General features: G+C 66.2%; 7 protein-coding genes and 1 tRNA gene. 7 read left to right on the forward strand and 1 reads right to left on the reverse strand.

Going from position 1 to position 12,562, the window contains the following annotated elements:
• Position 1: 1 nt before the first annotated feature.
• On the reverse strand, positions 2-5,038 hold the full coding sequence (locus G5C50_RS03150; RefSeq protein WP_165064820.1) for a tetratricopeptide repeat protein: 5,037 nt from the start codon (positions 5,036-5,038) through the stop codon (positions 2-4).
• Between the two features lie 366 nt (positions 5,039-5,404).
• Between G5C50_RS03150 and G5C50_RS03155 the strand changes: the two genes are divergently transcribed.
• The 7 genes from G5C50_RS03155 to G5C50_RS03185 all read left to right on the forward strand — a co-directional run bounded on the left by G5C50_RS03155 (position 5,405) and on the right by G5C50_RS03185 (position 12,367).
• A complete protein-coding gene (locus G5C50_RS03155; RefSeq protein ID WP_165064824.1) occupies positions 5,405-5,935 on the forward strand; it encodes a hypothetical protein in 531 nt (176 codons plus the stop codon).
• Positions 5,936-5,982: 47 nt separating this feature from the next.
• On the forward strand, positions 5,983-7,053 hold the full coding sequence (locus tag G5C50_RS03160; RefSeq protein WP_240906934.1) for a diacylglycerol/lipid kinase family protein: 1,071 nt from the start codon (positions 5,983-5,985) through the stop codon (positions 7,051-7,053).
• Positions 7,054-7,103: 50 nt separating this feature from the next.
• Positions 7,104-7,937: a 3-deoxy-8-phosphooctulonate synthase gene (gene kdsA, locus G5C50_RS03165; RefSeq protein WP_165064830.1), complete on the forward strand. Its 834-nt coding sequence runs from the start codon at positions 7,104-7,106 to the stop codon at positions 7,935-7,937.
• A gap of 254 nt (positions 7,938-8,191) precedes the next feature.
• A complete protein-coding gene (locus G5C50_RS03170; RefSeq protein ID WP_165064833.1) occupies positions 8,192-10,111 on the forward strand; it encodes a tetratricopeptide repeat protein in 1,920 nt (639 codons plus the stop codon).
• A gap of 191 nt (positions 10,112-10,302) precedes the next feature.
• The gene (locus G5C50_RS03175; RefSeq protein ID WP_240906935.1) at positions 10,303-10,968 is read left to right on the forward strand and encodes a hypothetical protein; all 666 of its coding nucleotides are present in this window, start codon (positions 10,303-10,305) and stop codon (positions 10,966-10,968) included.
• A gap of 89 nt (positions 10,969-11,057) precedes the next feature.
• Positions 11,058-12,215: a glycosyltransferase family 4 protein gene (locus tag G5C50_RS03180; RefSeq protein ID WP_165064839.1), complete on the forward strand. Its 1,158-nt coding sequence runs from the start codon at positions 11,058-11,060 to the stop codon at positions 12,213-12,215.
• 79 nt (positions 12,216-12,294) lie between these two features.
• Positions 12,295-12,367: transfer RNA gene (locus tag G5C50_RS03185), tRNA-Thr, on the forward strand.
• Positions 12,368-12,562 lie beyond the last annotated feature (195 nt).

The raw sequence follows: 12,562 nt of genomic DNA on the forward strand, positions 1-12,562 counted from the left end.
CTCAACCGATCCGAGGCGGACTCGTCTCGAACCACAGACGCGCGATCGGTCGACGCCACGCGGGGACGTGACTGGAGAGTCGACGGATCGTCCGCCGCCAGGCGCGGAGGGCAAGTTTATGGTCGATTGGGTCCACCCTGTGTTTCTGAGCCAGTTGCTTGAGGGCTTTTCCGGCACGGGTGGCGGCTCGCGACCGATCCGAGGGCTCGGCTCTTTCGACGTTTGTAAGGAGTTGCGCCAGCCCCTGGACGTACGCGTGCAGGCCGTCGAAATCGGCGGTGATCTTCGGCTGGGCGAACTTCACGGTCGCGTCGAGGTCGCCTCGCACCGCCGCGTCGAGCGCCAGCCAGACCGAGTGCCAGGGCGAGCGACCGTCTTCCGGCAATTCGAGAGCCGCGCGGGCGATCGCATTCGCCTCGGCCTCGTTCCCGATCGACCTCTGGGAGAGCGCGAGGCTGATCAGCATCCAGGGGGTTACGCCTTCTCTGTCGCGCCAATCGCTGATCCACTTCACAACGGCGCGGGGACGGCCGGTCCGTCGCAGGGCGTAGCCAGTCATTGCCCAGGCCTCAAGGTTGTCGCGGATCGTGGCCCCGTGTCGACGGAGGCAAAGCCTGAGGGGGACGGCCTGCCGCAAGTTCCCCAGATGCCGGATGTGGGCCGTCAACGCCCTGATCGTCGCCTCGCCGCCGTTCGGGACGATCCGACGGAGGGCGCGACCGACTCGCAGAGCGCGCAAGAGGCCGCCCCGCCTGGCCCACGTTTCGCCGGCCCTGGGCGCTGCGTCAGGCTGAGCGAGCGCCGACTCATAGACCGCGTCCGCCGCGCGAGCCCACCCTGCCGCGACGATGGTCTCGTCGGCCGAAGTCCAGGGCCAGGTGGATTCGACGTCGGGGGCGATGAGGAGTCTTCTGAGTGCGTCGAGCGCGGCACCCTTTTCCTTCCTCACGGCGAGAAGCTGGATCTCCCTGGCCAACACGAACGCCAGAGCGTCCTGGTCCGGCCGCTGAAGCCTGGCGAGCGTCGCACCGGCTTCGTCCAACTCACGACTTTCGAGCTGAAGATCGAACAACTCCATCAGGGCGTAGTCGTACTCGGGGGCGAGGTCCACGGCGCGGGTGTAAGCTTGTTTCGCCCCAGCGCGATCGCCGCTGGCCAGGCGAGCCTGGCCGAGCAAGCCGAACACCCACGGGTCGTCAGGATAGAGTCGCGCCGAGTTCTCCGCGGCTTCTAGGTAGGCGTTGTTATCCTCGTCGTCGCGAGCCCATTCGGTGAGCCGACGCCATCCCCAGGCGTAGTCCGGATCTTCGTGGAGGAGGCTGCGCATGAGGGTTCGGGCCAGGGCGCGGTCGCCGCTCTTCGCAGCGACCCACGCGGCACGGCCGCGAAGGATCAACGGCGTGCGGTCTCCGAAGACGGCCGGGGCGCATGCGGCCTCGGCCTCGTCGAACCGGCCGGCGTCGGCAAGGATCTCCGCCTTTCGGTCATGGATCTCCAGGTCGCGCGGCGAGATGGCGGCCGCCTGTTCCAGCGCCTTCAGTCGTTCATCAAGGTCGTCGGCATCCGTCAACTCGGCTTCCAGGGCCTTCCACGCTCGAGCATCGCCGGGGCGAGCGGCGACGATCTCTCGCGCAAGCTTTAGGGCTGCGTCAGACTCGCCGCACTCGTTCGACCATTCGGCGTAGGAGCGCCAGGCCCAGCTGTAAGCCGGGTCGAGCCTCAGGGCGACTTCGAGTCGGCTGCGCGCGGATTCCTTCTCACCGAGGTGCCACAGTGCATCAGCCAGGTGGCCATTGACGATGGGGTCCATCGGCGAGGATCGGACGGCCCGCTCCAATACCGCACGCGATTCCTCATAGAGTCCCGATGCTTCCAGCGATTGAGCCAGCGAACAGGCCGCGCGTCCCCAGCCCGGGTTGATCGCCAGGGCCCGGTTCAAGGCTGCCCGTTCTCCCTCGACGTCATTCCGTGCGCGGAGCACCGTCGCCAGATCCAACTGGACTCTGGGGAGCAGTGGGAACCGATCGGCGGCGCGACGAGCGAGCGACTCGGCCTCTTCCAGTTCCGAGCGGGAGACGTGTTCGTCGATGACGGCCGACCAGGCGTGCCAGAGGTCGGGACGGGCTTCCCAGGCTTTGATCAGGACTTCGAGGAGTCCATCCGATCCCAACGTCCAGCGGGCGTGTCGCGCGAACGCGAGAAGTCCGTCGCCGTAGATGACCTGCCGCTTCAACTCCTCAGCGACGAACGCGAGCACCTCTCGACGCTCGGACTGCGTCTCGCTGGTCGATACGAGGCGGGTGATCGGGTGTTCGTTGTCCACGTCGCGCCGGACGGCTTCTCGATACGCTTCGCGCGCCTCGGCGAGCCGGCCGGCGTTTTCCAGGAGATAGCCACGGATGCCGGCCTCGAAGGTGGATTCGGGTTCCAGGGCGGTTGCTCGGGCCATCTCGGCGAAGGCCTCATCGTGACCACCCGCCCGACTGAGGAGCATCGCTAGCTCGCGCCGACCCCACGCCGAGGCCGGGTGGACGTCCAGCAGCCGACGGAGCGCAGGCTCCACGACCTCCGGTCCTTCCCCTCGGAGGAATTCCACCATTGTCTGGTGCATCGAGTAATTGTGGGGGGATCTTTCGCAGGCGGCCCTCAACTGGTCGAGCGCGGCCGCGCGGCCTTCCGTGTCGTCGAGCAGCGACGCCGCGGAACGTACTGCATCGACGGCGGACGGTTCGGACTCCAGGACCTCCCGCCAGAGCGTCAACGCCCCAGCCAGGTCGCCCCGGCCCGACGCGAGGGTTGCGGCTGCGCGAAGCCAATCGCCTCGGCGGCACCAGGTTCGCGCCTGCTCAAGGAGATCGGAAGCGTGGTCGAACCGACCGATCGTGGCGTTGGCTTCCGCGGCGAAAAGGAGCAACTCGCCGTCGTGGGGGCGCACTCTGAGCGCCGAATCAAGAACCTCCTGAGCCTCGGTCGCCCGATCGAGCGACATGAGAGCCGTGTGCAGCGTCCGCGCGGGCTGGGACGATTTCGCGGAGTGCCGGCGAACGCGATCGCGCATGAACTGGAGGGCTTCCTCCTCACGGCGAAGCATCCGGGCGGCGGAGAAGTACGTCCGCGCGAGCCATTCATCCTTATCGCTGAGACAGGCAGCGAGCCGGTGAAGCTCGACGGCTTCCTCGCGACGCCCAGCATTCCAGGCAATCCGGGCGAGGATCGACACCGCGGCGGCGTCCGTCGGCCTGGCGCGGAGAGCCAGTCTGGCTAGCCGCTCCGCATGCTCTTGCTCGCGAGCGTCGGCCAGCAACTCCTCGGCGTACTGGCGATGAAGGATGGGGTCAGCCTTGGGGGCTGCGCAGGCCTCCTGGTACAGGGCCAGACGGTCGTCGCGACGTCCAAACTCCCGCAGGCAAGAAAGCTGGAAGAGTCGCAAGTTAACGTCGTTCGGGAACTGACTCCGAAGCGAGACGAGCGCGCCGAGATTCGCCGAGGTGTCGGCGTCGTAGATCGCCACCACGCGGCGGGCCTGAAGCGTGAGACGATGGTCGGGAGCCTCTGAGGTCAACGCCTGTAGCTCGGACGCCGCCGCTTCGCGGTCGTGTCTCGCGAGAGCGACCTTGATTCGGTGCAGTCGGTCGTACAACTCTTCGTCGGGGAGCCTCAGATCCGCCAGCAACTCCGGGCGATCTGCGGGCGCAAGAGTCATTCCGCGCGGGCCGACGGACCGGTAACGCTCAAAAAACGGGGCGGCGAGCGCCTCGCCCTCGTGGGGGAGCGAGGGGTCGCGGATCAACAACGTGCCGCGGCGTGCGTCGTAGCCGATCGCCGCCTGAAGGTGGGCGCTGCCGGGCTCGACCGTAGTGAGCGTGAACGGGACGCCCCGGTCCAGCAGCGCGACGGCCGCATCCCAGGTCACGGTGAACTCGCGGGCGATCCAGCCGTGGTTCGCGGCCCACGACCGCTCGCGGTGGTCGGGGGTGCCGTCGTAGCAGATCGCTTCCGCCACTTCGAGATGGTCCGCCGGTCGTCCCCAGAAACGCGCGAGCGCTGAGAGCGTCGCCGGGGCGCAGGTTTCGTGGTGCTGCCGGACGAACGGGACGGCCAGCTTAACTCGACGAGCGTCCGCCTCGGCGGCCTCCATACGATCGGCGACCTCCTTGAAGAAACCCTCGCCGGCCTCGCGAGCGTACTTCACCGCGCCTGCCACATCTCCCAGTCGGTAGGCAGCGTCGGATCGTCTTGCAGCCAGCCACCGAGCCGTCATGGAGTCCATCATCGGCGAGAGCTCGACGTAGCGGTCGAGCGTTGCCATGGCGTCGGCGTTCAGGCCGGCCTCGACCTGCAGAGCGGCCAGTTGCGAGGCGATCACGCCCGAACACATCCGGCGGTCCGCCTCGGTGAGAAACTCGATCGCGTCCGCCTCGCGATCCAGCAATTGAAGCAGATGGCCGTAGGCCTGGACGGCCGGGCGGTACCAGGGCTGGACGGCCAGGGCTTCCTTCGCGGCGGCCAGAGCTTCCTCGTATCGATCTTCCATCTCCAGCAGGCTCGACCGCTCGACGAGCAGCCAGGCGCGACCAGGGGTCATCCGTTCGGCCGCTTCCAGACGACGCTCGGCACGCTCGAAGTCGCGCAGGCCGCCCAGGGCGGCGGCGTAGGTGGCTTCCCAGTCGGCGCGGATTTCGTCCGAGGCATCGTCGAAACCGCCGGTTCGATCAAGGAAGCGCAGCGTCGCCAGCGGCCCTCGACGACCGAGCATGGTTCGCGCCCGATAGTAACGGGCTTCTGGGTCGTGCGGGTCGTCTCGCCAGGCGCGAAGCGGCAACGCCAGCCCAAGGCGGACGGCCCCGAGCTGCCAGGCCAGTCGACCGGCCAGCACCTTGGCGGCCGCTCCAGGCCACCGCGTCATGGGGCCCAGGCGTTTCGCGATCTGGAAGGCCCCGAGGTAGTCACCGGCCTCGTAGAGTTCCCGGAGTCGGCTCAGCGCCTCGGGGGGCGTGGCGGCCGGCTTTGCCTTCTCTGACGTCGTCGTGCTCGTCATCGCTGAGGGTCTCGGGGACTTCCCTTGTGGGCTTCCTTCCGCACCGTCCATATCGGAGTATATGTCCGACACCGAATCTTGTAGTTGGGTTCTGATTTCCCCGGCGAATGTGACGATTAGGGACGGTCGACTCTGGCGTCGCCGGTTGGCAGCCGGCGTTCATTACACCGACGACCCCCGCTCTGTGTCTGAGAAAGTGGGTTGCGGAGATCTTTCCGGCGGAAACTTCCGAGTCGATTGGCGAGTCTGAAGATTGGGGGGTATATTGAACTGTGTCACCGACCTCCCATCCCAAGTGCGCCTAGGGCCGTCGCCCGAGCGCACGCGGACGATTCTCTGTAAGCGATTGGCGACAGGAGACGTGCGATGTCGACCGCGGGCAAAGTGCTCAGCGTATTGATTCTCCTGGCCAGTCTCGGCTGGATCTTCCTCGGCGCCGGCGTGGCTCAGTTGAACCGCGGCTGGAATGAGAAGCTGGCCAAGCTTGCGGACGAGCTTGAGAAGGCCGAAGTCGGACTGCTGAAAGCCCAGGCCGATCTGATCCTGGTCAAAGACCAGACCGCGAACTTCCAGAAGGGAATGGACGCGAAGGTCGCCGTGATCCGCGCTCGCATGGGAGACGTGGAGGCCGCCAACTCGCGGCTGAAGTCGATTCTGAACAACATGCAGGCGCAACTCGGCACGATGGAATCGACCGTCGCCCAGGCGCGGCATGATCTGGAGGTGCGGAAGCAGGAAAAGGAGACGGAATCCAACCTGCTCGCCGACAGTCGCACTGAGGTTCTCCGGCTTCGGGGCGTGGACGATGAACTCTCCAAGCGTCTTGCCGACCTCCGCGACACGTTCAAGAAGACTTTCGACTACAACGTGGGGAGCGTGGGCGGCTCGACCCACTGATCGGCCCAGATCGTCTGGACGGAGCCTTCTGAGTTTCGACCCTTATGATGCGACCAGCGGACGGGCCGATAGGAGCGCCCGGGCCGCCCGCGGTCGAAGCGACCGCCGGCGGCTGGGTCGGAGTGGTGGCGAATCCGGCCTCAGGCCTGGGGCTGAGTCGTCGCAAGGCCGATCGACTCATCGCCGCACTTCGCGAATTGGGGTTCGACGCCGAACCCGCCTGGACGCCCGCCGACCGCGCATCAATGGTCGCGCGGGCCAACGCCGATTCGTCCTGCCGTTGCCTGGTGGCGGTGGGAGGCGATGGCACAGTCTCGGCTCTCGTCAACGAGAGGCCGCTCGTCCCGATCACCATCCTCCCCACGGGGACCGAGAATCTCGCCGCTCGCCATTTCAGGCTAAAGGGCGATCCGGTGGGACTTGCTGGGACGATCGTGGAGGGGAAGGTCGTCCCTGTCGACGTCGGCCTGGCGAATGGGCGTCGATTCTTGCTGATGACCGGATTCGGGTTCGACGGCGACGTCGTCACTCGCCATCACGGGACGCGGACGGCCTCGGGGTACGTCCGCACCACCCACCGCGCCGCCTACGTCGAGCCCATCCTCCGAGCCAGCTTTTCTTACGCCTTCCCCAGGATCGCCGTTCGGATCGAGGATCCCGGCGCGGAGGAGACGCTGGTTGGGACCACGATCTTCGCCTTCAATCTCCCTCGATACGCCCTGAACCTTCCGTTCGCCCCGGCTGCACGTCAGGACGACGGGTTTCTGGACCTGGTCGTCTTCCGGGATCCCGGACCGTTCCAGGCCCTCTATTATCTTTGGCGGGTCGTGCGGGGGACGCATTTGCAGCTTTCCGGCGTGTATCATCGTCGAGTTCGGAAGATCACGCTTTCGTCGAGGGGGGTCGTCCCGGTTCAGATCGACGGCGACCCCGGGGGACGGCTCCTCCCGATCTCGCCGGCTTCCGGACGTCTTCACACGGTCGATCGGGACTCTCCCACGACCTGCGATCTCTGGTCGATCGAGGTTTTGCCAAAAGCGCTTAGCGTGATCGTTCACCCCTCGTGGACGCCTGCGTCCCGCCGGGCTGCCCTCGCCGGTGGCGGCCTCTTCGGTTAAGATTCCGCCAGACGGAACGCCACGCTATCGCAAGAGCAGGAGTCGAAACGTTGAACGTCCCCAACCCGGTGACGATCGGCCCGGTCCAGATCGGAAACGGACGTCCTCTCGCCCTCATCGCCGGCCCCTGCGTCATGGAGCCAGGCGACATGACGCGGCGGATCGCGGGGCGGCTCGTCGAGATCTGCGGCGAACTCAAGATCCCGCTGATCTTCAAGGCGTCGTTCGACAAGGCCAACCGTTCGTCGGGCTCCAGCTTCCGGGGGCCGGGGCTGGAAGGCGGCATGGAGATCTTTCGTAAGATCAAGGCGGAAACCGGACTTCCGGTGACGACCGACGTCCACGAGACGATTCAGGCCGCCCCCATCGCCGAGACCGTCGATCTGCTGCAGATCCCCGCGTTCCTGGCCCGCCAGACCGACCTTCTTGAAGCCGCCGCCGTCACTCGCAGGCCGGTGAACGTCAAGAAGGGGCAGTTCATGGCCCCTTGGGACATGAAGAACGTCGTGGACAAGCTCCAGGAGTTCGGAGCGGCCGGGACCCTGTTGACCGAGCGGGGCACGACCTTCGGATACGGTCGGCTGGTCAATGACATGCGGGCGATCCCCCAGATGCAGGCGACGGGCGCGCCTGTGGTCTTCGACGCAACTCACTCCGTTCAACTCCCCAGCGCCGGGGAGGGGGGAAAGACCAGCTCCGGCCAGCGCGAGATGATCCCGACTCTCGCCAGGGCGGCCGTCGCCGCCGGCTGCGACGCCCTTTTCCTGGAAGTTCATCCCGAGCCCGACAAGGCCCTCTCCGACGGCCCCAACTCGCTTCGTTTGGATGATCTCCCGGGCCTCCTGCGATCGCTGCTTCGGATTCGCGAAGCTCTCGCCGGCTGATTCGGGCGGAATCCGCCCCTTTCGACCGAACCAGGCGGAGCTTTCGACCGTATTTCTCCGGGGGAACCCCGGACAGGACTCGCGAACCCCGAGGCTCGGCGACACAATAGAGTGTATGGCCGAGGATCAAACCACATCCTCGGCCGCTGGACGTCCTCCTGCGAGGATCGTCCGTCGACGGCCCGCGACCGGCTCCAATCGATCATCCCCCCGGGGCGCGCGGCTCGAGCAATTCACCAGGAGCGACCGACTTGATGGGGTCCATTCGTTGCGCAGGCGCCGCCCGGGCCGCCCTGCTCGGCTTCACGTCCGTAGCCGTTTTGCTCGTCTCGGGTTGCAACTACACGCCTCCTCCGCGCACGGTCAAGCAGACCGGGACGTTCAGTCCCGGCGCGTCGGCGGTGAAGAACAAGCCGAAGACCAAGGCTCAGGGGGCGCAACGCCGGGAGGACGCCGAGCGCGCGGCCATCCTGGAAAGCTCGATCCAGCTCATCAAGACGGCCGCTCTTAAGCCGGGCGGCGACAACTTCCGGCTGGCGACTCAGAAGCTGACCCAGTATTTCGACGGAACCTCTCAGGTCGAGTACCTCATCAAGCCCGAGGTGCTTCGGTTCCTCGGCCGCCAGCTTCCCCGAAAGATGCTGGAAGAGATCCAGGCGACGGCTTGGTCCGAGGCTCGCGACGCGCGCCACATCGAAGACTGCATGATGTACAACGACGTCGCCACTCGAGTCGGCGGCACGGGGGACGATCTCGCTCGCGTCGGCCGCGTCTTCGATTGGGTCGTCGAGCAGATTCAATTGGTGCCCGCCGGCAGCATGGGGACGCCGCAGCTTCCCCAGGTTTATGCACGCCCCTACGACCTCCTCCTGCGCGGGATGGCGACCGAGGTTCAAGGCTACTGGGCTGAGCGCTCCTGGTTGTTCATGGCCCTCTGCCGACAGCTCGGCGTGGACGTTGGACTGTTGACCTACTCGCGTGGAAACACCGTCGAGCCGGTGATTCCCAAGACGGGAGACGCACTTCAGCCCCTGGGCCCGCCGAGGGAGGACCGTCCCCCCAATGTCTGGATTTGCGCCGCCCTGATCGACGGCGAGGCGTACCTCTTCGACGCGCGAGCCGGCGTACCCGTCCCCGGGCCCGGCGGCCGAGGCGTCGCCACGCTCCGCCAGGCGGTGAACGACCCTTCGATCCTGGAAGCGATGCAGCTTCCCAACCTCTCCCCTTATGACGTGAGCCGGGCGACGTTGCTCGCCAGCCCGACGAGAATCGGCGTAAAGCTCGACTCCAGCCGGGGATACTACACTCCGAAGATGCGGCTGCTTCAGAACGAGCTGGCGGGGACCAATAGGACCGTCCTCTACCACGATCCGGCCGTCCAGGAGGAGCACTTCGCCAAGGTGCTTGGCTCGGCGTTCGGCGGGGCCTCGTTCTGGACGCTCCCGCTTGAGGTCGAGACCCGCCTCTTCACGGACCCTCAGTTCGTCGCCGCGACTCAGCAATCGCTCCTCTTCTTCCGTGGCGAAATGCCCCTGCTCTACGCCCGAATCAAGCAGCTTCGGGGCGATCTGGCTGAGGCCGTCTCGGATTACGTCTCTTTCCGCTTCTCTGAGGGCGAGGTTTTCGTCACGAACAAGAACCAGGTGATTCCTTCCGCGATCCAGGAAGGCCTGGACGCTTACGCGACCTATTACCTGGCGCTGGCTCACCTGGAACGCAAGGATCTGCGGCAGGCCGAGTTGATGTTCACGAAGGTCCTTGAGATTCTCCCCGAGCCGACGCCCGAGGCGGCTCCTTACTTCATGTTCCGCTGGGGGGCGCACAGCAACCTCGCGCGGATCTACGAGTCTCAGGGGGATTCTCGACGGGCGATCGCCCACTACACGGCGATCGATCCCACGATGCAGTTCCACGGGAATCTGCTTCGGGCCCGTTCCCTTGTCTTGAAGGACCCGATGCAGGAGGTGCCGGAGCCGCTCCCCCCTGCTCCCAAGGAGTTCAGCCGGATCAACGCCTCCAAGCCTGAGGCCGCCCCGGCCGCCGCCGATCCGGCCGCCGCACCCGCCGCGCCGACTCCGTCGGAAACGCCGGCGACTACGCCGTCGAGTCCGACGGGAAATCCTGATGCGCCGCAAACTTCGACCGCACCGAAAGGATCGGGTGTGGTAGAATAACGGGGAGTCGCCGAGCCTCCCCGAATTCCATCGTCATTCGTCGCGTTGAGAGGCCCATGATTGACGACCTCTCCGAATCCGGTCCGTATTCGAATGGATCGTCACGACCGTCCGGGCGAGCCGTCAATGGGTCCTCGCCGGACGGCGGAGTTTCGCTGGCGTCTGGCGACGGGGATGATGCGGGTTGGGTCGTGGAGACGGTCGTCAGCCCGTTCCACTGCCTTTACCAGGACGCCCTGCACTTCCACACGCAGAGCCGCCTCGCCTATTCCGAGGCCGAAGCGTCTCGACTGGCCCGCGCTGCGTTCATGTTGTACATCGCTTCGGCGGAGGCTCTGGTCCGGCAGGCGGCCGTCGAGTTAGGCAGGCCCGAGCTACGGGGACTTCTCGCCGATCCAAGCCGTCCCCTTCCGCCTGCGGAAGCCTGGCGGCTTTTGCCGGCGATCGTCGCCGATCCCGGCGTGCCGACCCAGCCGTTCAACCCTGAATCCCCCCCCTGGCCGCAGTTCGCCGAACTGTTGATGCTGGAGACCTCGTGGGTTTATCCGGGGGCCGCCTCCACTCGTCGGGCCTACTATCACTCCTCGCGCCGCGACGGCGACTACGAGCCGATGGAGCCGCACAAGGTCCCGGCCTCGGTTCGTCGGATCGTCAAGACGGACTCGTTGAGCTTCCCTCGCACGGGTCTTCCTCGCGATCCCTACGCACTCCGACCCCGCCACCTTGATACCGCTCGAGGCGTGCTCGACGCCGCCATCGAGGCCCTGGATCGCCGGATGGGCGGCGCACTCTGCCAGAACAAACGCCACCGCGGCGAGCCCACCCGGATGATTTCGCCCTCGGGCGAGTCGGCCTGAGCGGCCGCTACCGGGTTCGCGCCCGCATCGTCAGCTACTATCCTTGATGCCCCGGGCTGGGAGGCCCGGGTCAAGGAGGAGTTGCATCGATGCGCGTTCTGATGGTGACCTCGTTCCCGATCCCCGGCGAGTACGACGGCACGGCGATGTTGCCGATCAAGATCCTCCGGGCTCTCAAGCCGCGCGGGGTCGACGTGGTCGTCGCCTACCTGCGGCTCCGGCCTCCAGCGGGGTTCTCAGCGACTCGGGAGGACTTCGAGGGGACGCCCGTCTACACGCTCCCTCCGTCGTCCTGGGTGGCTGGTCGAGGTCTTGAGCGGATCGCCCGCGAGCATCCGTTCGACGTGGTCCACGCTCAGCACTACGGCGGAGCCACCCGAGCCTACTTCGCCTGCCGCCGCAACCGCTGGCCGATGGTCTACGAGATCCACTCGCTCCTAGGGGAAGAAGTCGAACGCGATCGGCTCGGACGGGGGCCCGTCTTCCGGGCGTACCGTGCGTTGGAACGTCGCGTCGTCGCGCACGCCGCTCAGATCATCGCACTGGGCGAGCCCGTGAAGGACGTCGTCGTCCGCGAGAAAGGCGTCCCCGAGGACCGCGTGAGAGTCATCTACCCCGGAATCGATCTGGGTGAGTACGAACGCCCTGTCCCCGATGTCCCGATTCCAGGGATCGGACCTGATCACCGGGTGGTGATGTACATCGGCAGCATCGTGCATCCCAACCAGGGAGTGCCTGTCCTCGTTGATGCGCTGCCCCAGATCTTCGCCGCCCGCCCAGACGCGCGCTGCGTCCTCGTCGGCGGGCCGGCCTCCGCGGGGGACGAGTATCGGCGGAAGCTCGGCGAATATGGGGATCGACTGACCGTCATTACGGGGACGACGCCCGAACAGGTGGTCGCCCTGAGCCGTCGAGCCGACGTATTGATCCATCCTCGCCTGGCCTGTCGCGAGAACTACTCGGTCCAGAGCAAGCTGGCGGTCTATTTGGCGGCAGGTCGTCCGATCGTCGCGACCGATTTCGGCGACTACCAGCGCCTGCTGGGCGAGACCGGAGCAGGAGTGCTCACAGAGGTCTCTCCCGAGGGGATCGCCGGCGGCGTTTTGAAGGTGCTTGACGACCCAGTTCTCGCGTCGCGACTCGCCGAGGCGTGCCGGCCGGTGGCCGAGGAATACTTCGGAATGGACCGCAACGTCGACCGCTACCTGGAGGTCTATCGCCGAGCCATCGACCAGGGGCCTCGTTGATCGGTCGCCCTTGACAGAATCGACGGTCCTTGTAACATTAAGACTCGCGTGTCGGGACCAACCACACGCGTCTCGCCTCGCCACCTTAGCTCAGCTGGTAGAGCGCAGCTTTCGTAAAGCTGAAGTCCAGGGTTCGAGTCCCTGAGGTGGCTTTCCCTCCTCTTTTCGAGCGTTCCAGCTCGATCCATCAATCTCGCCCAGCAGGTCGTGCCGACTTTGGGGCGGCGAGCAGAAGCCCGTCTACGTTCGCGCCGAAACGCATCAGCGCGCAGAGACCGAATCAAGCGGTCAACGCACCGGTCGTTTTCTGCCACGTGGAGCCATCAGCCGTCGCGCCCTCTCGGACG

It is taken from the genome of Paludisphaera rhizosphaerae, from assembly GCF_011065895.1.
Taxonomy (GTDB): domain Bacteria; phylum Planctomycetota; class Planctomycetia; order Isosphaerales; family Isosphaeraceae; genus Paludisphaera; species Paludisphaera rhizosphaerae.